We start from the raw sequence: 21,447 nt of genomic DNA on the forward strand, positions 1-21,447 counted from the left end.
GCCGCGACGTCGGAGGATCCCCAGTGGGGGAGGGCGCTGGCGCGCTCAGCGCCCGGCGCCGGGCGGCCCCGCGAAGGCTTGGGCGATCTCCAGCCAGCGCTGCGCGTCGTCGCCGTGCGCCGCGACGTCCAGATCAGCCAGCGCACGACGCTGCGTGACCAGGAAACAGAAATGCTCAGCCGACCCGGTTACCCGCTGCTCGGCATTGACCGGTCCCCACGCCCAGACCCCGCCGCCGGGGGCGTGCAGTTCCACGTGAAACGGCTCGGCCGGCGGTGTCAGGTTGTGGACGGTGAAGGCGTAATCGCGGGTTCGCACCCCCAGGTGCGCGATCGACCGCAACCGCGCGGTGGCGGTCCGCCGGATCCCGAGCGCGTCGGCGACATCCAAGCCGTGCGCCCAGGTCTCCATCAGCCGGGCGGTGGCCATCGACGCCGCGCTCATCGGCGGACCGAACCACGGCAACTTGCGCCCGGCCGGAACGCCCCGCAGGGCCTCATGCAGCCGCGCCCGGGTCGAGCGCCAGTCCGCCAGCAGCTTGGCCGGCGGCAGCTTCGCCAGTTCGGCGGCGCCGGCGTCGACGAACCCGGTCGGATCACCCAGCGCCGCCGCGAGCTCATCGGCGAAGCCGGCCTCGTCGGTGATGGCGGTCAACGCGAGGCGGTCGGTCCACAGCAGGTGAGCGATCTGATGGGCGATGGTCCAGCCCACCGCCGGCGTGGGCGCACCCCACTGACTGTCGGTGAGCGGGGCCACCAGCGCGTCCAGGTCGTCGCTTTCGGCACTCAGATCCGCGATGATCGGTTCAGTTTCTGCCATGCCCGTACTGTATGCCGCCCACCGGATCCCGCTGCCGCCCGATCAGGCTGTGCCCGGCCAGGCCGGCCAGATACAGCAGCGTCCCGACCACGATCAGCCACGGCGCCCGCCCGTCGGGGGGCACCACCGCCGCGGTCGCGGCCACCGCCACGATGAACGACGCCCAGAACAACGAGTCCTGCACCGCGAACACGTGCCCGCGCAGGGCGTCGTCGACGTCGATCTGCATGGCGGTGTCGGCGCACAGTTTGACCACCTGCCCGGCCACTCCGAGCAGAAATCCGCACAGCACCAGCACCGGCAGATACAAGCCGATGCCGGTGAGCTGGATGACCGCCGCGGCCGCCAGCGCCCCGTTCGCGGTGGCGTAGCGGCCCCAGCGGCGCACCGCCGGTGGGGTCAGCACGGTCGCCAGGAATGATCCGGCGCCGGCCGACGCGACGAACAACGCCGTGGTCCCCAGGCCGGCCACGGCATGGTCGCCGACGTGGCGCACCATCACCAGCACCAGCAGGGTGTTGACCCCGAACGCCATCCGGTGCGCGGCCAGCCCGGACAGGGTCGCCGCGACAGTGGGCCGGGCCCGCACCGTGCGGACGCCGTGCAGCCAGCCCGTCGTCACCGCGTACAGCACCGATCCGTGGATGGCGCGTTTGGTGTCGTCGGGGCCGAGCACATGGGCGGGGAAGCGCAGCGAGAGCACCAGTGCGATCGTGACCGGGATCGCCACCACGGCGATGATCGACGCTGCGCCGCGATCGTCGGCCCCCACCAGCCACCGCGGCACCAGCATGAAGTTGGCGCCCACGAAGGCCGCCACCGCGCCGGTCGCGATCGCGAGCGCGTTCATCGTGACGACCTGCTCGCGCGGCACCACATGCGGCAGTGCCGCCGACAGCCCGGAGGCGATGAACCGGGTGAACCCGTTGGCGATCAGGGCCGCGCACAGCACCGGCAGGTCACCGGTTCCGGTCGCCAACAGCGCGGCGATCCCGAGCACCAGCAGCAGCCGGGCGAGATTGGCGACCACCAGCACCAGGCGCCGGTCCCAACGGTCCAGCAGGGCACCGGCGAACGGCCCCAAAACGGAGTACGGCAGGAACAGCACAGCGAAGGCCCCGGCGATCGCCCACGGCGAGGCGGCCCGGTCCGGGTTGAACAGCAGCGCGCCGGCCAGGCCGGCCTGAAACAGGCCGTCACCGAATTGGCTTGCGGCCCGCAATTCCAGCAGCCGCCGGAATTCCGGCAGGCTGCGCGCCGACCGCCACAGCGACGCGGGTGCGCGGGTGTCCACCAAAAGACCTACTTCCGGACTCGGGCGGCGACGCGGCACCGGCCCCAAACCAGAGTACAAATCTTCGAGGTCGCTTGGCGTTCGGCTCAGCTCAGCACGAATACCGGGCTCGGGTGACATTATGGGAGAGTGGCGCAACCCGAAGACCCCGAGGACTACGTCGCGCCCGCCGCGCATCGGGTCAGGGCAGGCACGCTGCTCCTGGCCAACACCGACCTGCTCGAACCCACCTTTCGCCGCACCGTGATCTACGTGGTCGAGCACAACGACGGCGGCACGCTGGGCGTGGTGCTCAACCGACCGAGCGAGACCGCGGTCTACAACGTGTTACCGCAGTGGTCCGAGCTGGCGGCCAAGCCCAAGACGATGTTCATCGGCGGTCCGGTGAAACGCGACGCGGCTCTCTGCGTCGGCTTGTTGCGGATCGGGGTGGAACCCAACGGCGTGCCGGGCCTGCGCCACATCGACGGTCGATTGGTGATGGTCGACCTCGACGCCGACCCGGAGACGATCGGCCCCCATGTGGAGGGGGTGCGGATCTTCGCCGGCTACGCCGGCTGGACCATCGGCCAGCTCGAGGGGGAGATCGAGCGCGACGACTGGATCGTGTTGTCGGCGCTGCCCTCCGATGTGCTGGTGCCGCCGCGGGTGGATCTGTGGGGCCGGGCGTTGCGGCGCCAGCCCTGGCCCACGGCGCTGCTGGCCACCCACCCGATCGACATCAGCCGCAACTGAGCCGCGGCACCGACCCCTAGGGCCTTACGAGCAACCGCAGCCGCTGCCGCAACCCGACGCCGGCTCCGGCTCCGGCGGTGCGCTGCCCGCGCACCCGCAGCCTGGACCGCAGCCGGCGTCCTGGGCGGGGGCGCTGTCGCCGCAGCCGCAGCCGGACCCGCAGCCACCGGATTCGGCCGCCGCGGCCTGGCGCGTCGCGTAGCGTGCCCCCTGCCAGGCGCCGGCGGCCAGGATGGCCAGCGCCCCGGTGATCGAGATGATCAGCGCCAGTAGCGCCACCGTGGGCGGACCGGCCAGCACGAGTGCACCGCCCACCGCCAGGATCACCCCGACGGCGATCTGAGCGGGTGCGACCGCCCGCAGCACCAGTTGCTCGGGGTCACCGGTGATCGGACGCGCCAGGGTCCGCACTCCGAACACCAGCGACACGACGGCCGCAACCAGGCACAGCACACCCATGATCAGCATGTGCCCCAGGATACGAGGGGCCGGTCAGCCCGCGGTGCCCGCCCGGGGCTGCGCCGGGACCGGAGCCGCGGTGCCGTGCGGCGTGTTCGGCAGATGTGAGACGCCGGGCCGGTCCACCCGGAATCCGTTCACGATCGCGTCGATGGCCGGGGCGTTGCCCACCGCGCGCCCGGCGCCGGTGGTCACGGTCAGCGACACCAGGTAGGCGGCGTCGTCCGTCGGCACGATCACGTGGCGCCGGGAGGTGTTCAGCGTCATGTCGGCGTCGCGGTAGGTGCCCTCGATCACCGAGGACGGGAAGCCGTTGAACTCGGCCAGTGAGGCGTTGGTGGTCTGCCAGGCCATCAACTGCTGGCTGTCGACGAATCCGTGGGTGATGGCTTCCCGGGGGTCGAACTGCCCGACCAGCCGGTAGACGACCACCTGCGCGTTGGGGGTGTAGAGCGACCCACCGCGCCGGTCGGCGATGACCGCGAACGCGTCGGGGACGTTGGGGTCGGGAACGTGGGTCCAGCCCGCGGGCATCGGCAGGGTGATGTTGAGCGCGGTGAAGCCCGCGGCCTGCTGCGGCTCCAGTTGCACGTTCTTGGCGGCGAAGTAGTCGCGCAGCGTGCCTGAGGTGGCCGGGACCAGGGCATTGGGCGCCGCTGCGGGCACCGCAGATCCCGGTAGGACGGCGGGCCCGGGCAGGGTGGGCGCCGGCGCCGCCGGTCGTGGCACCGCGGGATAGGGCGGGGTCACCGGCACGGCGGCCGGCTGGGCCGCGGGTTGGGCCGCCGGGCCGTACGGGTTGGGCGGTGTCGGCATCAGCGGGTCGCCCGAGGCGGCCGGAATTCCCGTCGGGCCGCCGAAGCCCGCCACGGTGACTGCCGCGGAGCCGACCAGGAGCCGCCAGCGGCCAACGGTGTTCGTCATCTCCTCAAGGTCCTTCCGGGACGGGCCGGGCAACGGTGCCCCGGCCGTGAATCGACGGTAACCAGGCCGGGTGCCCCCGGCCAGAGCCGCAACCGAGCTGGAACGAAGCCCTCATCGGCCTGCAACGCAACCGATACCAAGCTGTGGCGAGCGGCCCGGTCGACGCCGCCCTTTACCCTGTTGAGGTGAACGAAGCCCCGACCACCCAGGGATCCGGCGACCCCGGCGACCAAGCGCCCCGCCACCGCTACACGGCGGAACTGGCCGGGCTTATCGAAGGCAGCTGGCAACAGCACTGGGAGCAGGCAGGGACCTTCAACGTCGCCAACCCGGTCGGCTCGCTGGCACCGGCGGACGGCTCGCCAGTGCCCGGCTCCAAGATGTTCGTCCAGGACATGTTCCCCTACCCGTCCGGTGACGGCCTGCATGTCGGCCATCCGCTCGGCTACATCGCCACCGATGTCTACGCCCGCTACTTCCGGATGACCGGCCACAACGTGTTGCACGCGCTGGGCTTCGACGCGTTCGGCCTGCCCGCCGAGCAGTACGCGATACAGACCGGCACGCACCCGCGCATCCGCACCGAGGCCAACATCGAGAACTTCCGCCGCCAGCTGCGGCGTCTCGGGCTCGGCCACGACAGCCGGCGCAGCTTTTCGACCACCGATGTCGACTTCTACAAGTGGACGCAGTGGATCTTCCTGCAGATCTACAACGCCTGGTTCGACCCGAGCGCGAACAAGGCCCGGCCGATCGCGGAGTTGATCGCCGAATTCGACGCCGGCACCCGCACCCTCGACGACGGGCGGGACTGGGCCCGGCTGTCCGCGGGGGAGCGGGCCGACGTCATCGACGGCTACCGGCTGGTCTACCGCACCGATTCGATGGTCAACTGGTGCCCGGGCCTGGGCACGGTACTGGCCAACGAAGAGGTCACCGCCGACGGGCGAAGCGACCGCGGGAATTTCCCGGTGTTCCGAAAGCGGCTGCGGCAGTGGATGATGCGGATCACCGCCTACTCCGACCGGCTGCTCGACGACCTTGACGTGCTGGACTGGCCCGAGAAGGTCAAGACCATGCAGCGCAACTGGATCGGCCGCTCCACCGGCGCGGCGGCGCTGTTCGGCGCCGACACCACCGACGGCGCCACGGTGGACATCGAGGTGTTCACCACCCGCCCCGACACCCTGTTCGGCGCCACCTACCTGGTGCTCGCCCCGGAGCATGAGCTGGTCGACCGTCTCACCGCGGCGGACTGGCCGGACGGGGTCGATCAGCGCTGGACGTTCGGCGCCGCCACGCCCGCGGAGGCGGTGGCCGCCTACCGGAAGGCGATCGCGGCGAAATCCGATCTGGAACGCCAGGAGAACAAGACCAAAACCGGTGTGTTCCTGGGTAACTACGCAACCAACCCGGCCAACGGCCAGCAGGTGCCGATCTTCGTCGCCGACTACGTGCTGGCCGGCTACGGTACCGGCGCCATCATGGCGGTTCCCGGGCACGATCAGCGGGACTGGGAGTTCGCCGCCGAGTTCGGCCTGCCGGTGCTGGAAGTCATTGCCGGCGGCGATATCTCGGAAGCGGCATATGCCGGTGAGGGCACGCTGGTCAATTCCGGCCCGTTGAATGGCATGAGCGTCGCCGACGCCAAGAAGGCGATGACACAGCGACTGGAGGCCGATGGCCGCGGCTGGGCGCGCATCGAGTACAAGTTGCGGGACTGGCTTTTCGCCCGGCAGCGGTACTGGGGTGAGCCCTTCCCGATCGTCTTCGACGCCGACGGCCGCGCGCACCCGCTGGACTCCGCGGCGCTGCCGGTCGAGCTGCCCGACGTCGCCGACTACTCGCCGGTGTTGTTCGACCCGGACGACGCGTCCAGCGAACCCTCACCCCCACTGGCCAAGGCGACCGACTGGGTGCATGTCGAGCTAGACCTCGGCGACGGACTGCAGTCCTACACCCGTGACACCAATGTGATGCCGCAGTGGGCCGGAAGCTCCTGGTACGAGTTGCGCTACACCGACCCGCACAACACCGAGCGATTCTGTGCGCCGGAGAACGAGGCCTACTGGATGGGGCCGCGGCCCGACGAGCACGGACCCGACGATCCGGGCGGGGTGGACCTCTATGTGGGCGGCGCCGAGCATGCGGTGCTCCACCTGCTGTACTGCCGCTTCTGGCACAAGGTGCTCTACGACCTCGGACACGTCAGCTCGCGCGAGCCCTACCGCCGCTTGGTCAACCAGGGCTACATCCAGGCTGCCGCCTACACCGACTCCCGAGGGTCGTATGTGCCGGCCGCCGAGGTCGTGGAGCGCGACGGCAGGTTCTACCTCCCGGGCGCCGACGGTGACACGGAAGTGTTCGCCGAGTACGGGAAAATGGGTAAGAGCCTGAAGAACTCGGTGTCCCCCGACGAGATCTGCGACACCTACGGCGCCGACACCCTGCGCGTCTACGAGATGTCGATGGGCCCGCTGGAGATGTCGCGGCCATGGGCCACCAAGGATGTGGTGGGCGCACACCGCTTCCTGCAGCGGGTCTGGCGGCTGGTCGTCGACGAGGAGACCGGCGCCACTCGGGTGCTGGACACCGAGCCGGACACCGAGACGTTGCGTCTGCTGCATCGGACCATCGTCGGGGTGTCGGAAGACTATGCGGCACTGCGCAACAACACCGCCGCCGCCAAGCTGATCGAGTACACCAACCACCTGACCAAGCAGCACCGGGACGGGGTTCCGCGCTCGGCGGTCGAACCGCTGGCGCTGATGCTTGCGCCGCTGGCCCCGCACCTGGCCGAGGAGCTGTGGCGCCGGCTCGGCCACGACTCCTCGCTGGCGCACGGACCGTTCCCGGTGGCCGACCCGGCGTATCTGGTCACCGACACCGTCGAGTACCCGGTACAGGTCAACGGCAAGAAACGGGGACTGGTCACGGTGGCCACCGACGCGGCCGAGGAGGAGATCAAGGCGGCGGCGTTGGCCGATGAGAAGGTCCAGGCGTTTTTGTCCGGGGCCACCCCGAAGAAGGTGATCGTGGTGCCCGGTCGGCTGGTCAACCTGGTGGTGTGAGACCGATGCCGGCGCTGCGGACCCTCTTGACGCCATTCCTCCTGTGGTGGCGGTACTGGCCGCAGCTGGCAGCGTGTTATCTCGCTGGCCTGGTCGTCCGCCGGGCGGTGATCGCCGCGGCCGCGTGGACCGGGCACCGCAATCCGCTTTGGGCGGCGCTGATCATGCCCTGCGCCGGGCTGGCCCAGCTGGGCTCGTATGTGGCGATGTTCCTGGTGCTGCGCACCGGAATCCCGGCGTTGGCGGCGCTCCCGCGCCGGCCGCTGCGCAGCGTGGATCTGTTCACCAACGTGATAGTGCCGTTCTTCGCGATCTATCTCGGATGGCAGATGTTCAAGGAGGACTGGCTGGCCTACCAACGCCTGGCGCTGAACTACCGGGTGGCTGACGCGTTGAGCGGGGTCAACACCGAGATGCTGCCGGTCTCGCGGGTCACCTGGGTGATCGTCGGGGCTGCGCTGGCAGCCCGATTCGTGTTGGCGCACTTCAGCGGTCGGCTACCTGCCGTGCTCACCGCGGCGCGGGTCTACATCGACGCGCTGTGGGTGTTTTTGGTGCTGACCTTCTCGCTGGCGGCGGGCATCACCTTCTTGATCAAGCCGGGAGAATGGCTCAGCCAGCGTCGGCTCGTGGTGTGGTTCAACAACCTACGCGGTGATGCGTTCTCGCACTTTCAAGCGCTGGAGTCGGCGTGGCAGAGCCTCATGTGGCTGGTGCGGACGGCTTTCGGCGGGGCCGCGGTCCCGCTGATGTGGCTGGCCGCCGCCGGGATCGTCTACGGGGTGTCGACGCAGATCGACTGGCCCGCCATGCTGCGGCGCCCGGCGCCCGGCGAAGCGGCGGCCGGGTTCGCCCAGCGCTGGCGGAAGGCTCCCGAGCCGCTGCGGTCGCGCGCCTCGGAGTACGCGCGATCGAAGACCGGGCGGTTCGGCCCGATCGTCGACGCGGCCCGGCTGATCCTGCACGGCGGCCCGGTCGCACTGTCGGGATACGTGCTGGCCTACCTCGTACTGGCGTGGCTGGACATGCGGGGCAGCTTCTACCGGACCCAGTTGACCGAGGGCTACCTGTTCCGGGGCATGGCGAAGATACTGGGCCCGCATGGCCCGGAGTTCTGGTCGGCGTTCGGCGGCACCATGGGTCTGATCTCGCAGCTGATCGTGCAACCGCTGCGCATCGCCCTCATCACCGCGATGTTCGCCTACTGCGTGCACCGCGCCAACGCCGCCGCGGGTGAAGTCCGCGGCTCACAACATGATTCGCAGGATGATGGCGCCGTTCGAATCGACCAGGTCCACGGCGGTGGGCACGGCATCGGAGGGCAACAAGAAGCTCAGCTGCAGCGATCCGGGCCTGCTGCATCGGTCGGTGGTGCCACCGACCAGTGGCGCGGCGTTGCCGATGGCAGCGGTCTGCCAGCTGCGCCGCCCATCGGTGATGACGGCCCGGCATTCCCAGGCCGGTGGCGTGCCGGTTCGCTCGACGGTGACGACGGTTAGCGCCGTGCGCGCCGGCAGACGCACCGTCGGGGCGTGCGGCACCGTGTTGAGGTGACGGATCGAGCCGACCCGCCAGGTCTGGCCGTCCGCGGTCCCCGTAGCGCCTTTGGCGATGACCCGGGCCGGGCTGAGGGTGGCCTGGTAGGCCGACCAGTGCGGGTACAGGTCGGTGACACCGAGAACCGCGGCCGCGACACCGGCCACGGCGAGACCGATCAGGTTGCGCTGCCACAGCGTGCGGGTGCGGGCGGTCATCCGCTCACCTCGGGGGCGAACACGGTGACCGTGGCGGATTCGGACTCGAGATGGCCGCGCAGGTTGATCACCAGGCGGTCATCGAGGCGCTCGTCGAGGCCTGGCCAGACCAGAAGTTCGAACGGCTCGGCTCCGGGCGGCTCGAACAGGCCGGGCGGCACGTCGAACACCCAACTGCCGTGCTGGGTGATTCCCGGATCGACCCGATCGCCCAACGTGTAGGCGGGGAACCGGTCCGACGGCTGGTAGGTGTTGGGGCCGACCCGAAGCTGAACGCTGGGCCGAACCGTCTGCCGTGTCGCCGACACCCTCGCGCGCACCACCACCCACCGGCCGACCGCAGCCACCGGCGGCGGCATCGACCAGCGGGCAGAACCCTGGACCGTCGGCGCCAACCGCACGTCGTCGACGGTGACGGTCAGCGACCGGCCGCTCGCGGCGGCGCCGAACCGGCCGGGGACGTCGAACGGTGCATAGACGTCGGTGCTGTCCGGCAGGTGTTGCCAGAGCAGCGCGGCGGCCACGAGGATCGGCGCCGCCCACAGCGCGGTCAATCCTCGCTGCGCACGCGGGGCGGGGGCGCTCATGTGATCGTCACCGGCAGGGTGATCTCGGCATAGTCGGTCGGACTGTCCACCCAGTTCTTGCCGTAGGTGACCAGCAGTTCGGTGAAGCGCTTCCGCGCCACCCGCAGTGTCACCTCCGGACGAATCGCGCTGTCCGGAATTCGCCAGACGAACACCAGGGTTTCCTCGAGGCCGGGACCCAGTTGGGTGATCGGCGAGCCGTCGGCCAGCCGGAACACCCCGACGGGGGCGCTTTGTGGCTGGCCGACCAGGCGCAGTTCCCCGTACAGCCGGCCCGGGATCGTCCCGTCGTTGCGGACGGTGCTCACCACCCCGAGATAGCGGAGGCCGGGCTGCGCCGGTGCGATGGTCCGCCGCCCGGCTCGCAGTTCGTCGACCACCGTGGCGCGCGCCACGGTCAGTGTGTATTGACCGTCGCTGTGCGGTTCGTCGGCCGCGAATACCGTGCGCCCGGATTCGACGGTGTCCAACCCGCCGAACAGGCCGGCAACAGCCAGAATCAATCCGGCAGCAACCGAACGCAGGTGACGCAGCTTCAGCCGTTTGAGCTCGCCGCGCAGCCATCGACCAAGTGCTGCGATGCGGTGCGGTGCCATGGTTTCCCGGAGTCGATCCTGCGGATCAGGCGCGCACGCCCGCCACCTGACTGGTGATGCGCTCGGCGATGGTGGCCGCGGCGGGCCCGCCGTTTCCGTACTGACACACCTTCGCGCTGAAGAGCACGTTGCGCGTCACGCCGGCGACATTCGAGCAGCCGTAGCCGATGGGCTCGTCGTTTTCGAGTTGATCGGCCACCCACCGTGCGGAGGTGGGGCTGATCGCCTGGATCCGGAACCGCCACTGCGCGCCGGTCTCGCCCTTGATCGTGGCGATGGTGCCGTTGCACTTGGCCAGGGCGCCCTTGTTGAACGCCTTGCCGAACGCCGCCGTCGCCGCGTCGTAGTCGGCGTAGGCCGCCACCCGCTGCTGAACGGTGAATTCCCAGTTCTCGGCGTCGTCCCGGTCGGCCCGGAACCGATAGCCGGTGTAGTCGCGTCCGAAGGTTTCGACGTCGGGACCGGTCAACAGGGCACACGCCGAGTCCTTGCCCAGGTCGCCGGATTTGTACGGCCGCCGGTTGGCTTTCTGCCACTCGAACGTCACGCCGACGATGTCACCGATCGCGTCGCTGGACAACAGCAGTGACTCGACTTTGCCCGCAGGCACATTGACACCGGTCGAGTCGGCTGCGGCGACCGGAAGGAACCCGGCGATCAGCGTGCTCAGGCACGCGACACCGACCCCGAAGCGCAGTCTTCGCGGTGCCTTCATTGCAACCCCATCCCTTCGCCTCGCGCTCACGGTTGCGGAATCCAGTCGGTGATCTGGTCGGCGATGGCAGTCGCGGCGGGGGCACTGTTGCCGAATTGGCATACTGTGACGGCCAATTCAACGTTGCTGCGGGCCCGCGCCTCGTGGGCACAGATCCAGTCGTTGGGCTTGCCGTCGGCGTATTGGGTCAGCGCCCACCGGGCGTTGTCAGCGCCGATACCGGTGGTGTTGATCCGCCACGTGATGCGATCGTCGTCGCCCTGACGGTGCACGACAGCGCCATCGCAGGCGGCCAGGGCGGTGCTGTCGAAGGCTTTGCCGAAGTTTTCCCGCGCGGTGGCGACATCGGCGAACGTGGCCACCTCCTGGGCGACGAAATGCTGGGAGCTGTCCTCGCCGTCCCGCACGCTCTGGCGCCGGAAGGCGGTGTATTCGTTGGCGTAGCTGTCGGTGTTCGAACCGAATAACACCGCGCACCCCGATTTGTCGCCCAGCCCGCCGGCCGGCGCACCGGGCCTGGTGAACACGGTCTCAAAGCCTAGTTTCGCGCCGACGAGGTCGTTCAACTCCTCAATGGGCACCAGTAACGCGCCGAGCTTGCCCGGCGTCACCAAACGACGTCCGGGCGCCGGCGACGGAGTTGCCCCGCGCGCCCCGCTCGGTTCGGCGGCGGGCGCTGGTGGTGCCGTCGGATCCTGGCGGATATTCGGCTCTGCTGCGGCGGCGGGTGTGACCGCGGCGGCGTCGTCGCGGTCGGGGTCGTCGCCGCCGCAACCGGCGAGCGCCCAGGCGGCCAACCCGACGCAGCAGGCGGCGAGGAGTCGAGTCGTCATGGCAGCTTGACCAGCATTTTGTTAGCCAGTTGCAGGCCCTGCTTGACCAGCCCGATATTGGTTCGGCAGGCCGAAACCTCCACGACCACATTGCGCTGCGAGGTCATGGCATGCGAGCAGGCGCCGCCTTCGGCGATGTTGTTGACGAGGTAGATGTCGTCCGGTGTGGAGACCACGTTGTTGACGGTCCGTGTCTCGGTCGCCCCACCGAGGTCGCCGGTCACCTTCTTGCGGTTGCAGTCGTTCCACTTCTGGATCGTGTTGGCGACCATGTTGGCCGCGGTGTGCTCGTCGTCGTAGCTCGTTGCCACCGAGACCACCGAATAGCTGTTCTTGGAACCGAATCCGGTGAGTTCTTGGTAGTCGAGGCCGGTGAATCCCGTGCCGTCATAGGTGCTGTCCAGGCCGGCGTAGACCGCGGTGGCGCACTGCGCATCGGAGGTGCCGGCCGAGCCGGCGACCGGCTGGGTCTGGGTCTTGTAGATGGTCAGTTCCGGTGGGGGGGTCGGATGGCCATTTGACGATGGGCGCGGCCTCGGCCGAGGTGAGCTGCAAGGCGGCCAGGTCGACGGCGGTGATGCTGTCGATCCCGGGTGCGCCGGGGGTGGCCGAGGCCCGTCCGGGCAGAACCGTCCACGTCCCGACGGCGCAGGTCACGACCGCGAGCGCCAGGTGACCGATGCTCCGCCGGACGGTGTCGTCGCGTTGCATTTGCACGTCCTTCCCGAGGGGGTTTGGGGCCGTTCCTTTAGCGAATAGAACCACATCACACCGCGGATTCGCTTGCCGTCCACCGTGAACAACGGGTTAGCATGCGGACAGCCCCCGGCCATCGCCCGGGGATCGTGTACGGCGAACGGAATGGGGTGCGATGCGTATTCAGGTAGCCGCTGGGGTGGCGGTGTCGGCCGCGGCGTTGATCGCTGTCAGCCTGAACGGCTCGGCCGGTTCATCCGCGCACGCGGCCCCCGGGGCGGCGGATTTAGCCGCGGTGCTGGTCTCGGCCGATGACGTCAGCGAGCGGATGGACACCCCGATGCAGGTGATCACCTCCGAGTCCGGCACCCACCCGATGAGCACGCCGACAACTACGCCGGCCAACTGCGCGTCGGTGTATGCGCCCGGCTCCGCGGCGGCTTACGACGGGTCGGGTTACACCGACATCGTCGTCCAGACCCTGCGGCAGCCCGGTGGGGAGGTCAGCCCCAATGTGGTTCAGGCCGTGGCCGAATTCCCCGACGCCAAAGCGGCGCAGAGCTACCTCAACGACCAGGCCGGTGTCTGGAAGAGCTGCAAGGGCACGCCGTTGACCGCCGAATACACCAACGGTATGACCTCCGAACTGAAGGCCGGGGTCGTCACGACAGAAGGGCTGGAGCTGTACGCCACCCTGTTCCTGAATCCCATGAAGGGCAGCGCCGGTTGCGAGCGGGTGCTGCAGGCCAAGAACAACTACGTCGTCGACGTCCGGCTCTGCGACGACACCAACCCGGGCGGCAAGGGGCGCAGCCTGCGCTCCCAGATCGTTCGGAACCTCGCCTAGCCACCTGAGCCCCCGAACCATGTCGACGAAAGGCCCGTTCCCCATGCGCGATTCGCACCACCTCGGCATGCTCGCCACCGTCGTCGCCGCGACCGGACTGGTGCTGGCCGCACCGGCGCTGGCCGCACCGGTCGACGCCGCCGACCTGGCCAGCCTGCAGCCCGACCCGGCCGCACTCGACGAGCTCTTCGCCGGGCCGGGCCTGCGGAATCCGTCGCTGACCGTCACCGGCCACTCCGCCGGGCTGCAGAACTACATTTCCACCGAACGGGCCTGCGTCGGTGCGGTCTATCCGGCGACCGAATCTGCTTACGGCGGCAGCTCTTACCGGGCGATCGATGTGCAGACGCTGACCAGCGACACCACCGGGCCGGTCCGGGTGCGGGTCACCACGGCGATCGCGGCGTTCCCCACCGAGGAAGCCGCAGTATCGTTCGTCAGCGAGACCGCGCAGTCCTGGCAGAACTGCAGCGGTGAGGAAGTCAACCTGACGCTGGCCGGCCAGGACGATGAGAAGTGGTACGTGCAGACCCCCGGCGAGGCCGGCGACGGGTTCGCGGTGCGCACCAACCGGGTGTCGGACCATTCGACCTGCTCACACGTGATCACCGGCAAGGCCAACGCGGCCGTCGAGGTGTTGGCGTGCACCACCGGGATCATCTCCGATCAGGCGCTGCGGGTCGCCGAGCGGGTCCGCGCGGGAATCACCGGCTGAGGCGTGCTTCAGCGCGGCCGGACCACCACTTCCTGCAGTTGCGCATCGGCCGGGGTGCGGATCGCGTTGGCCACCACCTCGGCGACGGTGTCGGGACGCAGGAAGCGGCCCGGGTCGTACTCGCCGCCCTCGTAGGCGACCAGGTCCTGCTGCATGTCGGTGTCGACCCGGCCCGGGTAGACCGTGGTGACCCGCAGGGCGGGCTCATCGGCACGCAGTGAGTCCGCGAACGCCCGAAGCGCAAACTTGCTCGCCGAATACGAGGCCATCCCCGCGGAAACCCGCTGTCCGGCACCAGAGTTGATGAACACCACGTGGCCGCGGGCGGCCCGCAGCGCGGGCAGCAGCGCCAATGTCAGCGCCACCGCGCCGAACACGTTGACCTCGAAGGTCGCCCGCCACTCTTCGATATAGGACTCGCCGGCCGCACCGGGCAGCATCACCCCGGCGTTGTGCACCAGCACGTCGAGATGGTCGATGATCTCGGTGGCCGACTCGATCCCGTCGGTGTCGGCGAGGTCCAGCGGCCAGGTGGTGGCGCCGAGCCGCTCGGCCACGGCGTCCAGCCGCGCCGACGGCCGGCCGGCCAGCAGCAGCGTGTGGGTGGGAGCCAGCGCCGTTGCTATCGCCGAACCGATCCCGCCACCGGCGCCGGTGATCAGGGCCGTGGGCATCAACCGCAATCCAGCGGGCAGTCCGACCCGTCGGGCGCGGGCACGCCGACCGCCCCGCAGTTGGCCAGCCGCTCCAGGGGCTCCAGAGCCCGGGTCAGGGTGTCCAAGTCCTCTCGGCTGAGCTTGCTCAGCATCGCCGCCAGGGCGGCATGCCGGTTGGCCAGCGACTGGCGGTGACTCGCCAGACCCTCCTCGGTGATGTCGACCAGCACCGCCCGCAAGTCCGACGGGTCCCGGCTGCGTTTGACCAACCCGATCTTCTCCAGGCGGCGGATCGCCACCGTGGTGGTCGGTGTGCGCACCCTTTCGTGGGCGGCCAGTTCGGTCATCCGGATCGGGCCGCGGTCCAGCAGCGTGATCAGAATCGACAGCTGAGCCAGGGTCAGCTCTCCGGTTTTCTCGCCGCCGCTGATTTCACCGCGCCGCAGTATCGAGAACAGTTTGGACAGCGAACGATGCAAGCCCTCTGCGATCGCCGTCACCTGCGGCGTATCGGCTTTGCTCTCCGCCATAGTTCGACAGTCTAACCTGTGGTTCTAATAAGGGGGACAGTGTCGCGCAGCTTGCTGTCACAACACCTGGGAAAGGAACTTCTGCAGCCGCTCGGTCTCGGCATTGTCGAAGATCTGCTCGGGCGGACCCGATTCCACCACCTTCCCGCGGTCCATGAACACCACGGTGTCCGACGCCGACCGGGCGAAGGCCATCTCGTGGGTGACGACCACCATAGTCATGCCGTCGGCGCCGAGTTCGGCGATCAACGCCAGGATCCCTTTGACCAACTCCGGGTCCAGCGCCGAGGTCGCCTCGTCGAAGAGCATCACCTGCGGTTGCATCGCCAATGCCCGGGCGATCGCCACCCGCTGCTGCTGCCCGCCGGAGAGCGCCGAGGGCCGCGCCGCCGCCTTGTTCTTCAGCCCGACGCGATCGAGCAGGCGCAGCGCCAGCTCGCGTGCGGCGTCGTGCGACATCCCGCGCAGCTTGCGCGGAGCAAGCGTGATGTTGTCCAGCACACTGCGGTGTGGAAAGAGGTTGAAATGCTGGAACACCATGCCGATCCGCTGGCGCAGCTCGTCGGGATCGTCGCCGAGCACCGAGCGGCCGCCCAGCAGGATGTCGCCGCCGTCGGGCTCGTGCAGCCGGTTCAACGTGCGCAGCATCGTCGACTTGCCCGAGCCGGAGGGCCCGATCACCGCCGCGGTGCTGCCCGCCGGAACGTCGAGATCGACACCGCGCAACACGGCGGCTTTGCCGAAGGATAATTCAATTCCCTTGGCCGCCAGTGATACCGGATCACCGAAGGAAGCCGCCGTCACGTCATCTCCTGACTGGAGATCGCCGGGCTCAGCTCGACGGAATCGTCGGCCTCGGCGGGCCGCCCGCGCCGAAGCCGGTGGTCGACGACGTTGACCAGGTGCGTCAACGGGATGGTCAGCGCCAGATACAGGACGCCGGCGGCCACCAGCGGGGACAGGCTGCCGGTCTGGGCGTTGAAGTCGCGCCCGACCTGGAACAGTTCGCGCTGGCCGGCGACCAGGCCCAGGAAATACAGCAGCGCCGAGGCTTTCAGCAATGCGATGAACTGGTTGACCAGGGCCGGCAGCACCCGCCGGATGCCCTGGGGTATCACCACCAGGCGCATCGAGGCGGGATAGCCGAACCCCAGCGCACGAGACGCCTCCAGTTGGCCGGACTCCACACTTTGGATGCCCGAACGCAGGATCTCCCCGATGTAGGCCGCGGCGGTCAGCCCCAGCGCCGCGATTCCCAGCGGGTACGGGTTGTTGTGGGTCAGCCCGCTCACCAGCGGCCCGACGGCCAGACCGATGAGCAGGATGATCAGCACCTCGGGCAGGCCGCGGAAGATGTCGGTGTAGATCCGGGCCGGCCAGCGCAGCCACCGGGTGCGTGAAATCCCGGCGACGGCCAGCCCCAGCCCGGCCACCAGGCCGATGAGGCCGCCGCTCACGGTCAGCAGCAACGTGTTGGGCAGGCCGGTCTTGAGCAGGTCCGGCAACGCTTCGCGGTACAGCTGCCAGTCGAAGAAGGAGTCACGTAGCTGTGCCAGAGTCGATTTGGGTGCATACGGCGATGAGTCGGCGTTGTGGTGGCGTGCGGCGATCGCCACGAAGTCCGGCAGGTGCGGGGTGGCCGCCGACTTGGAGCCTGGCTGCCAGTCCGGCGGCAGCGGCCGAGGCACCCAGTCGGCGTAGAGCTGCGGCCAGGTGCCGTCGGCGATCACCGCGTCCAGACCGGAGTTCAGGGCCGATATCAGCGCCCGGTTCTCCTTGGCCACCGCGTACGCCTCGAAACCGGCCGGGCTGAAGGTGTAGCCGACGATCTGCGCCGGATCGCCCGGACGCTGCAGGTTGATGGCGGTCAGCGACGGCGCCACCCACGCGTCGACCTGACGGCTTTTCAGGCTGGCGTACAGCGTGATCGAGTCGGGGAACCGCACCGGTTCCAGCCCCAGGGTGTCGACGACATAGGCGTCCTCCACGGTGCCCTGCACCACCGCGATCCGCCGCGCACCGGTCAGGCTGTCGAAACCGGTGATCTCCGAGCCGGCCGGGACTACCAGCGCCATGTAGCCGAAGTCATAGCCGTTGGTGAAGCCGACCGTGCGACGGCGCTCGTCGGTGGCATTGATCGATGCCGAGCCGACGTCGAAACGGCCCGACTCCACTTGGGCCAGTAGCCCGAAGAAGTCGGTGCCGACGAAGTGGATCCGCAGCCCCAGCTTCTTGGCGATGGCCCTGAGCAGCTCGTTGTCGAACCCGCTGTAACGGCCCTTGGCGTCGATGCAGTTCGTGGGCGGGCTCTCGGTCAGCGTGCCGACGGTCAGCACCCCGGGCGTGGCCAGGCCCAGTTTGGTCACGTCGATCGAGCTCAATGGTTCGACGCCGGCCGTGGTGTATTTGTCCTCGCGCGGCCGTTTGGCGGTGGCTAGTTTGGCGGGCAGCACGACGGCGCGCTCCATGCCCGGCGGCGAGCATTGGTCGGGTCCCGCGATTGCCGGTGGGGCGGTTGCCACGCTGCTCACGATCAACCACGCGGCGATCAACGCCGACAGTTTCCTGCCCAAAAGCGCCACCCGGTGCGCGCGGGACCTCACTACTCAACGCTAACGCGCGCGGGCCCGTTGGCGGCTACTTCTGGTCGCGCCATCGGCACAATGCCCCGGCGGCGGTCAGGTCGTAGTCGGGGCCGCTGGCGCCGATGGTCAGCAGTCGGACCCCGAGGCCGGTCAACACGTCGGCCTCGGCGAGCAATTCGTCCACGGTGCCCTGCGTCTGGTCGCCGCCGAGAGCGGCGGAGTGTTCGATGGTGGCCGGGTCGCGGCCGATCGCGGCGCAGTGCTCGGCCAGTACCGCCGCCTTGTGCGGGTAGGTGTCGGCGTCGGCGAAACAGTGCCACATGTCGGCGTGCTCGGCGACCAGGCGCAGCGTCTTGCGCTCGCCGCCACCTCCGATCAGCAGTGGGAGATCTCGGGTGGGCGGCGGATTGAGTTGGGCCAAACGGGTTTTGATCCGCGGCAGGGCGGCCGCCAGGTCATCGAGCCGGCTGCCCGCGGTCCCGAACTCATATCCGTATTCGCGATAGTCCCGATGTTTCCAGCCCGAGCCGATGCCCAGGATCAGTCGGCCACCGCTGATGTGATCGACGGTACGGGCCATGTCGGCGAGCAGTTCGGGATTGCGGTAGGAGTTGCACGACACCAGTGCGCCGATCTCGATCCGGGACGTCTGCTCGGCCCAAGCGGCCAGCATGGTCCAGCATTCGAAGTGCGGTCCGTCGCGGTCGCCGTAGAGCGGGAAGAAATGGTCCCAGTTGAACGCGATGTCGACGCCGAGGTCTTCACAGCGCCGGACCGCGTCACGAATTGCCCGATAGTGCGAGGCGTGCTGGGGTTGCAGTTGCACAGCGATGCGGATGGGGCGGCTCATTTCGACACCCTAACCCCGCGATCGGGGGTATCAGGGCAGCGTCGTGGCCAGCAACTCGACCAGCGCGCGCGGCTGGTCGCTTTGCACCGAATGCCCGGAGCCGGCCACCACGTGGGTGGTCAGGCCCGGTGAACGCCGGGCATATTCGGCGACGTCGTCGGCGCAGACGAATGCCGAATCACCGCCGCGGATCAACGTGGTCGGTGCGCCGATCGCGGAAACGTCGATCCATAGCTCGCTGAAATCTCCGACCTTGCGGATGGTGTCGTAGCGCCAGGTCCAGCGGCCGTCGGGCAGCCGTCGACTGTTGTGCAGCACACCGCGCCGCAGCGACTCCGGATCCCGGTGCGGCGCGGCCAGCGTGGTCAGGGCCAGCATCGAGGCGAAGTCGTCGAACGTCCGGTCACCCTGGGCCAACGCCACGGTCCCGCGATCGGCGGCGCTCATCTGTGAATGTCGTTGCAGTGCCGAGGGAGTCACGTCGACGAGCACCAGCCGGGGGACCAGTTCGGGAACGCTGGCCGCCAGCCGGATCGCGGTCAGGCCGCCCAGCGACATGCCCACCACCAATTCGGCGGCCGGCGCCAGATCCCGCAGCACCGGCGCCAGTGCGGCGGCGTTGCACTGCGGGGAGTAGTCGCCGTCGTCGCGCCAGGACGAGTGGCCGTGCCCGGGCAGGTCCACGGCCAGGGCGGGCTGCCCGAGGCCGAGAACGACGGTGTCCCAGGTGTGGGCGTTCTGAGCACCACCGTGTAGGAACACCACCCGCGGCGGCGCGGCCCCCCAGCGCAGCGCGCTGATGGGTCCGGCGTCGATACGCTGCACGGTCGGCAGCGGACCGGTGACACCGGCCTGTTCGGCGTTGCCGGCCAGCAGGGCGAACTCCGACAGCCCGGCCAGCTCCTCGTCGGTCATCTCCGGCATGGACACTGCGTCTCGGCGCAGGGTGAACCCCTAGCCGGTGATGAACTGCTCGAGTTCGGCCCGGGCGACGTCGTCGGGCAGTTGCTTGGGCGGGCTCTTCATCAGGTATGCCGAGGCCGGGATGATCGGCCCGCCGATGCCGCGGTCCTTGGCGATCTTGGCGGCCCGCACCGCGTCGATGATGATGCCGGCCGAGTTGGGGGAGTCCCACACCTCGAGCTTGTACTCCAGGTTCAGCGGTGCGTCGCCGAACGCGCGGCCCTCCAGCCGCACGTAGGCCCACTTGCGGTCATCCAGCCAGGCCACGTGGTCGCTGGGTCCGATGTGCACGTTCTTGTCCTCGACCTTGCCGGCCAGCGAGCCGGTCAGGTTGGAGGTGACGGCCTGGGTCTTGGACACCTTCTTGGACTCCAGGCGCTCCCGCTCGAGCATGTTCTTGAAGTCCATGTTGCCGCCGACGTTGAGCTGGTAGGTGCGGTCCAGCGTGACGCCACGGTCCTCGAACAGCTTGGCCATCACCCGGTGGGTGATGGTGGCGCCGACCTGGCTCTTGATGTCGTCGCCGACGATCGGGACGCCGGCGTCGGCGAACTTCTTGGCCCACACCGGGTCCGAGGCGATGAACACCGGCAGCGCATTGACGAACGCCACCCCGGCATCGATGGCGCACTGGGCGTAGAACTTGTCGGCCTCGTCCGAGCCCACCGGCAGGTAGGAGACCAGCACGTCGACCTTGGCCTCCTTGAGCACCGAGACCACGTCGACGGCGTCGGCGTCGGAGACCTCGATGGTGTCGGCGTAGTACTTGCCGATGCCGTCCAGGGTCGGCCCACGCTGCACGACGACGTTGGTCGGCGGCACGTCCGCGATCTTGATGGTGTTGTTCTCCGAGGCGAAGATGGCTTCGGACAGGTCGAAGCCGACCTTCTTGGCGTCGACGTCGAACGCGGCGACGAACTTCACGTCGCGGACGTGGTACGGACCGAAGCGCACGTGCATCAGGCCGGGCACGGTCGAACTGTCGTCGGCGTTCTGGTAGTACTGGACGCCCTGGACCAGCGAGGAGGCGCAGTTACCGACGCCGACAATGGCGACCCGCACATCCGTCGTTTGCTCAGTCATTTCCGACGTTCTCCTTTTTCTGCTGTCACTGCTGACGTGCTGTTTGTGTTGTCCTGATACCCGCGCCGTGCAGGCTCAAGATTGTTCGGCTCTGCCCTGTGAGACGCGTTCGGCCGCGATCAACTCGTTGAGCCACTTGACCTCCCGCTCACTGGACTCCAGCCCGAGCTGGTGCAGTTGGCGGGTGTAGCGGTCCAATGAGTTGCTGGCCCGCGTCACGGCGTTGCGCAGGCCCTCTCGGCGTTCCTCCACCTGGCGGCGGCGGCCTTCGAGGATCCGCATCCGCGCCTCGGCGGGGGTGCGGTTGAAGAAGGCCAGGTGGACCCCGAAGCCGTCGTCGGTGTAGTTCTGCGGTCCGGTGTCGGCCACCAGCTCGTTGAAGCGCTGGCGGCCGGCGTCGGTCAGCTGGTAGACCCGCCGGGCCCGGCGCACCGGGGTCCCGGCCGGTGCCGCGTCTTCAGCGATCAGCCCGGCCGTCTGCATGCGCCGCAGCGCCGGATACAGCGAGCCGTAGGAGAACGCCCGGAACGCGCCCAGCAGACCGGTCAACCGCTTCCGCAACTCGTAGCCGTGCATCGGCGACTCGAGCAGCAAACCGAGTATGGCAAGCTCAAGCACCGATTCACCTCCCCTGATGATTGTCAGCTACGACCGTTCGACGGTTCGCGCCATAGTATCGCGCCGATATAACCAAACCCAAGCGGCCATGTTCCCCCAGCGTGCAGCCGGCTCGTT

Annotated in this window: 23 protein-coding genes; 6 read left to right on the plus strand and 17 right to left on the minus strand. The window is 69.0% G+C overall.

Going from position 1 to position 21,447, the window contains the following annotated elements:
• Positions 1–45: 45 nt before the first annotated feature.
• Both BST28_RS13740 and BST28_RS13745 read right to left on the minus strand, forming a co-directional pair.
• Complete coding sequence (locus BST28_RS13740) at positions 46–819, minus strand: TIGR03084 family metal-binding protein (protein ID WP_083081435.1); 774 nt, start codon at positions 817–819, stop codon at positions 46–48.
• Complete coding sequence (locus tag BST28_RS13745; RefSeq protein WP_029249119.1) at positions 806–2,116, minus strand: MFS transporter; 1,311 nt, start codon at positions 2,114–2,116, stop codon at positions 806–808. The genes BST28_RS13740 and BST28_RS13745 overlap by 14 nt, the downstream gene beginning before the upstream one ends.
• A 126-nt stretch (positions 2,117–2,242) precedes the next feature.
• Between BST28_RS13745 and BST28_RS13750 the strand changes: the two genes are divergently transcribed.
• Positions 2,243–2,848: a YqgE/AlgH family protein gene (locus BST28_RS13750; RefSeq protein ID WP_019736625.1), complete on the plus strand. Its 606-nt coding sequence runs from the start codon at positions 2,243–2,245 to the stop codon at positions 2,846–2,848.
• Positions 2,849–2,872: 24 nt separating this feature from the next.
• On the opposite strand, the gene BST28_RS13755 is transcribed toward BST28_RS13750, so the two are convergent.
• Both BST28_RS13755 and BST28_RS13760 read right to left on the minus strand, forming a co-directional pair.
• Positions 2,873–3,316, minus strand: a complete 444-nt coding sequence (locus tag BST28_RS13755) for a hypothetical protein (protein WP_065287008.1) — start codon at positions 3,314–3,316, stop codon at positions 2,873–2,875.
• Positions 3,317–3,340: 24 nt separating this feature from the next.
• Entirely contained in the window at positions 3,341–4,231 is an 891-nt protein-coding gene (locus tag BST28_RS13760; protein ID WP_065287009.1) for an LpqN/LpqT family lipoprotein, read from the minus strand.
• A 185-nt stretch (positions 4,232–4,416) separates the two neighbouring features.
• Between BST28_RS13760 and leuS the strand changes: the two genes are divergently transcribed.
• Both leuS and BST28_RS13770 read left to right on the plus strand, forming a co-directional pair.
• Positions 4,417–7,302, plus strand: coding sequence for a leucine--tRNA ligase (gene leuS / locus BST28_RS13765; RefSeq protein WP_083081438.1), 2,886 nt, complete (start codon positions 4,417–4,419; stop codon positions 7,300–7,302).
• Positions 7,303–7,307: 5 nt separating this feature from the next.
• The gene (locus BST28_RS13770; RefSeq protein WP_065287010.1) at positions 7,308–8,801 is read left to right on the plus strand and encodes a hypothetical protein; all 1,494 of its coding nucleotides are present in this window, start codon (positions 7,308–7,310) and stop codon (positions 8,799–8,801) included.
• A 251-nt stretch (positions 8,802–9,052) separates the two neighbouring features.
• On the opposite strand, the gene BST28_RS13775 is transcribed toward BST28_RS13770, so the two are convergent.
• The 5 genes from BST28_RS13775 to BST28_RS13795 are packed head-to-tail and all read right to left on the minus strand — an operon-like array spanning position 9,053 to position 12,278.
• Positions 9,053–9,643 carry a hypothetical protein gene (locus BST28_RS13775; protein WP_083081440.1) on the minus strand — a complete coding sequence of 197 codons (591 nt, stop codon included), beginning with the start codon at positions 9,641–9,643 and terminating at the stop codon, positions 9,053–9,055.
• Positions 9,640–10,239, minus strand: coding sequence for a hypothetical protein (locus BST28_RS13780; protein ID WP_083081442.1), 600 nt, complete (start codon positions 10,237–10,239; stop codon positions 9,640–9,642). Before BST28_RS13780 ends, BST28_RS13775 begins: the two co-directional genes overlap by 4 nt.
• A gap of 25 nt (positions 10,240–10,264) precedes the next feature.
• The gene (locus BST28_RS13785; RefSeq protein WP_165758086.1) at positions 10,265–10,954 is read right to left on the minus strand and encodes a sensor domain-containing protein; all 690 of its coding nucleotides are present in this window, start codon (positions 10,952–10,954) and stop codon (positions 10,265–10,267) included.
• Positions 10,955–10,980: 26 nt separating this feature from the next.
• Complete coding sequence (locus tag BST28_RS13790; RefSeq protein WP_083081446.1) at positions 10,981–11,787, minus strand: sensor domain-containing protein; 807 nt, start codon at positions 11,785–11,787, stop codon at positions 10,981–10,983.
• A complete protein-coding gene (locus BST28_RS13795; RefSeq protein ID WP_083081448.1) occupies positions 11,784–12,278 on the minus strand; it encodes a sensor domain-containing protein in 495 nt (164 codons plus the stop codon). Before BST28_RS13795 ends, BST28_RS13790 begins: the two co-directional genes overlap by 4 nt.
• 5 nt (positions 12,279–12,283) lie before the next feature.
• On the opposite strand from BST28_RS13795, the gene BST28_RS13800 reads away from it, so the two are divergent.
• The 3 genes from BST28_RS13800 to BST28_RS13810 all read left to right on the plus strand — a co-directional run bounded on the left by BST28_RS13800 (position 12,284) and on the right by BST28_RS13810 (position 14,045).
• Positions 12,284–12,463 carry a hypothetical protein gene (locus BST28_RS13800; protein WP_083081450.1) on the plus strand — a complete coding sequence of 60 codons (180 nt, stop codon included), beginning with the start codon at positions 12,284–12,286 and terminating at the stop codon, positions 12,461–12,463.
• A gap of 195 nt (positions 12,464–12,658) precedes the next feature.
• On the plus strand, positions 12,659–13,330 hold the full coding sequence (locus BST28_RS13805) for a sensor domain-containing protein (RefSeq protein WP_083081452.1): 672 nt from the start codon (positions 12,659–12,661) through the stop codon (positions 13,328–13,330).
• Between the two features lie 43 nt (positions 13,331–13,373).
• Complete coding sequence (locus BST28_RS13810) at positions 13,374–14,045, plus strand: sensor domain-containing protein (protein ID WP_065287016.1); 672 nt, start codon at positions 13,374–13,376, stop codon at positions 14,043–14,045.
• Between the two features lie 8 nt (positions 14,046–14,053).
• Here BST28_RS13810 and BST28_RS13815 read toward each other — a convergent pair whose 3' ends face one another.
• From BST28_RS13815 to BST28_RS13850, 8 genes are all read right to left on the minus strand, one after another.
• Positions 14,054–14,719, minus strand: coding sequence for an SDR family oxidoreductase (locus BST28_RS13815; protein ID WP_065287017.1), 666 nt, complete (start codon positions 14,717–14,719; stop codon positions 14,054–14,056).
• Positions 14,719–15,231 (minus strand): MarR family winged helix-turn-helix transcriptional regulator, encoded by a 513-nt coding sequence (locus BST28_RS13820; RefSeq protein WP_019737941.1) that lies wholly within the window; start codon positions 15,229–15,231, stop codon positions 14,719–14,721. Before BST28_RS13820 ends, BST28_RS13815 begins: the two co-directional genes overlap by 1 nt.
• Positions 15,232–15,288: 57 nt before the next feature.
• Complete coding sequence (locus tag BST28_RS13825; protein ID WP_162111824.1) at positions 15,289–16,002, minus strand: amino acid ABC transporter ATP-binding protein; 714 nt, start codon at positions 16,000–16,002, stop codon at positions 15,289–15,291.
• Positions 16,003–16,031: 29 nt separating this feature from the next.
• Positions 16,032–17,699, minus strand: coding sequence for an ABC transporter substrate-binding protein/permease (locus tag BST28_RS13830; RefSeq protein WP_234808288.1), 1,668 nt, complete (start codon positions 17,697–17,699; stop codon positions 16,032–16,034).
• 169 nt (positions 17,700–17,868) lie between these two features.
• The gene (locus BST28_RS13835) at positions 17,869–18,666 is read right to left on the minus strand and encodes an LLM class F420-dependent oxidoreductase (RefSeq protein ID WP_083081456.1); all 798 of its coding nucleotides are present in this window, start codon (positions 18,664–18,666) and stop codon (positions 17,869–17,871) included.
• 30 nt (positions 18,667–18,696) lie between these two features.
• The gene (locus BST28_RS13840) at positions 18,697–19,590 is read right to left on the minus strand and encodes an Rv0045c family esterase (protein WP_083081458.1); all 894 of its coding nucleotides are present in this window, start codon (positions 19,588–19,590) and stop codon (positions 18,697–18,699) included.
• 30 nt (positions 19,591–19,620) lie between these two features.
• A complete protein-coding gene (locus tag BST28_RS13845) occupies positions 19,621–20,712 on the minus strand; it encodes an inositol-3-phosphate synthase (RefSeq protein ID WP_019737947.1) in 1,092 nt (363 codons plus the stop codon).
• A gap of 75 nt (positions 20,713–20,787) precedes the next feature.
• The gene (locus BST28_RS13850; protein ID WP_019737948.1) at positions 20,788–21,330 is read right to left on the minus strand and encodes a PadR family transcriptional regulator; all 543 of its coding nucleotides are present in this window, start codon (positions 21,328–21,330) and stop codon (positions 20,788–20,790) included.
• Between the last annotated feature and the right edge of the window lie 117 nt (positions 21,331–21,447).

It is taken from the genome of Mycolicibacter kumamotonensis, assembly GCF_002086285.1.
GTDB classification, from domain to species: Bacteria; Actinomycetota; Actinomycetes; order Mycobacteriales; family Mycobacteriaceae; genus Mycobacterium; species Mycobacterium kumamotonense.

Coding starts and splice junctions, on each gene's coding strand:
- BST28_RS13820 (WP_019737941.1), bottom strand. CDS start 15,231: ATGGCGGAGAGCAAAGCCGATACGCCGCAGGTGACGGCGATCGCAGAG.
- BST28_RS13815 (WP_065287017.1), bottom strand. CDS start 14,719: ATGCCCACGGCCCTGATCACCGGCGCCGGTGGCGGGATCGGTTCGGCG.
- BST28_RS13780 (WP_083081442.1), bottom strand. CDS start 10,239: ATGGCACCGCACCGCATCGCAGCACTTGGTCGATGGCTGCGCGGCGAG.
- BST28_RS13755 (WP_065287008.1), bottom strand. CDS start 3,316: ATGCTGATCATGGGTGTGCTGTGCCTGGTTGCGGCCGTCGTGTCGCTG.
- BST28_RS13790 (WP_083081446.1), bottom strand. CDS start 11,787: ATGACGACTCGACTCCTCGCCGCCTGCTGCGTCGGGTTGGCCGCCTGG.
- BST28_RS13770 (WP_065287010.1), top strand. CDS start 7,308: ATGCCGGCGCTGCGGACCCTCTTGACGCCATTCCTCCTGTGGTGGCGG.
- BST28_RS13740 (WP_083081435.1), bottom strand. CDS start 819: ATGGCAGAAACTGAACCGATCATCGCGGATCTGAGTGCCGAAAGCGAC.
- BST28_RS13830 (WP_234808288.1), bottom strand. CDS start 17,699: ATGGAGCGCGCCGTCGTGCTGCCCGCCAAACTAGCCACCGCCAAACGG.
- BST28_RS13835 (WP_083081456.1), bottom strand. CDS start 18,666: ATGAGCCGCCCCATCCGCATCGCTGTGCAACTGCAACCCCAGCACGCC.
- BST28_RS13775 (WP_083081440.1), bottom strand. CDS start 9,643: ATGAGCGCCCCCGCCCCGCGTGCGCAGCGAGGATTGACCGCGCTGTGG.
- BST28_RS13840 (WP_083081458.1), bottom strand. CDS start 19,590: ATGCCGGAGATGACCGACGAGGAGCTGGCCGGGCTGTCGGAGTTCGCC.
- BST28_RS13760 (WP_065287009.1), bottom strand. CDS start 4,231: ATGACGAACACCGTTGGCCGCTGGCGGCTCCTGGTCGGCTCCGCGGCA.
- BST28_RS13845 (WP_019737947.1), bottom strand. CDS start 20,712: ATGACTGAGCAAACGACGGATGTGCGGGTCGCCATTGTCGGCGTCGGT.
- BST28_RS13810 (WP_065287016.1), top strand. CDS start 13,374: ATGCGCGATTCGCACCACCTCGGCATGCTCGCCACCGTCGTCGCCGCG.
- BST28_RS13805 (WP_083081452.1), top strand. CDS start 12,659: ATGCGTATTCAGGTAGCCGCTGGGGTGGCGGTGTCGGCCGCGGCGTTG.
- BST28_RS13785 (WP_165758086.1), bottom strand. CDS start 10,954: ATGAAGGCACCGCGAAGACTGCGCTTCGGGGTCGGTGTCGCGTGCCTG.